The sequence below is a fragment of the Plesiomonas sp. genome (genome assembly GCF_051650925.1).
Lineage (GTDB): Bacteria > Pseudomonadota > Gammaproteobacteria > Enterobacterales > CAMTGL01 > Plesiomonas.
On sequence record NZ_JBOFRH010000246.1, the window covers coordinates 1 to 1,340 of the forward strand.

Below are 1,340 nucleotides of genomic sequence, written 5' to 3' on the forward strand. Positions count from 1 at the left end.
ACCGTTTACCGCGCTTTATTACCTTGCCGCAAGAGAAGCCACGCCGCCGTAAGACCATCATTTTACTCGATAATGTGATCCGTTTTTGTCTTGATGATATTTTCCGCGGATTTTTTGAGTATGACTCACTCACCGCCTACTCAATGAAAATGACGCGCGATGCTGAGTACGATTTGGTCAATGAGCTTGAATCAAGTCTGCTTGAGCAGATGTCATTTAGTTTAAAACAGCGCTTAACTGCTGAACCGGTACGTTTTGTCTATCAGCGCGATATGCCCGATGAGCTGGTCGATTACTTAAAAGAAAAACTCGGCATCTCCTCTTACGACTCGATCATTCCAGGTGGCCGTTACCACAACTTTAAAGATTTCATCGGGTTTCCAAATGTGGGTAAACCTTCATTGGTGAATAAGCCAATGCCACCGCTTGAGCAGTCCATTTTCCTGCGCCACGATACGGCATTTGATGCCATCAAAGAGCGGGATATTCTGCTGTACTACCCTTATCACACCTTTAATCACTTTACCGAGTTGTTACGGCAAGCCTCTTTTGATCCGAACGTGGTTTCAATCAAAATCAATATTTATCGGGTAGCGAAAGACTCACGGATTATTGATTCAATGATCCATGCTGCCAATAACGGTAAAAAAGTGACCGTGGTAGTTGAGCTACAAGCCCGTTTTGATGAAGAGGCGAATATTCATTGGGCAAAACAGCTCACTGAAGCTGGCGTGCATGTTATTTTCTCTATCCCCGGATTAAAAATTCACTCAAAACTCTGCCTGATTACCCGCCGTGAAGGTGAAGTGTACGAGCGCTATGCACACGTAGGTACAGGTAACTTCCATGAGAAAACGGCGCGTTTATACACTGACTTTACCCTGCTGACCCGTGATCCTCGTATCACCAATGAAGTTCGGCGGGTATTTAACTTTATCGAGAACCCTTACCGCCCGGTTACCTTCGAACACCTGATTGTATCACCGCAAAATTCACGCAAAATGTTGTATAAATTGATCGATCAAGAAATTTTGCATGCACAAAGCGGGCAAAAATCGGGGATCTCTCTTAAGATCAATAATCTGGTGGATAAAGGGCTAATTGATCGCCTGTATGCGGCTTCCAATGCCGGTGTTACCGTGCGGCTGCTGATCCGTGGTATGTGCTCACTGGTGCCGGGGTTAAAAGAGGTGAGTGAAAACATTCACATCACCAGTATTCTTGACCGCTACCTCGAGCACCCGCGGGTCTATGCATTTGAAAATGCCGGCGATACCTTGGTATATATCTCCTCTGCGGACTGGATGACGCGCAACATTGATTATCGTATTGAAGTGGGC

General features: G+C 45.7%; 1 protein-coding gene. It reads left to right on the top strand.

The features are described 5' to 3' along the window. Positions 1–1,340, top strand: a 1,340-nt coding sequence (ppk1, locus tag ACRC27_RS05980) for a polyphosphate kinase 1 (RefSeq protein ID WP_438639416.1), incomplete at both ends; no start/stop codon positions are given.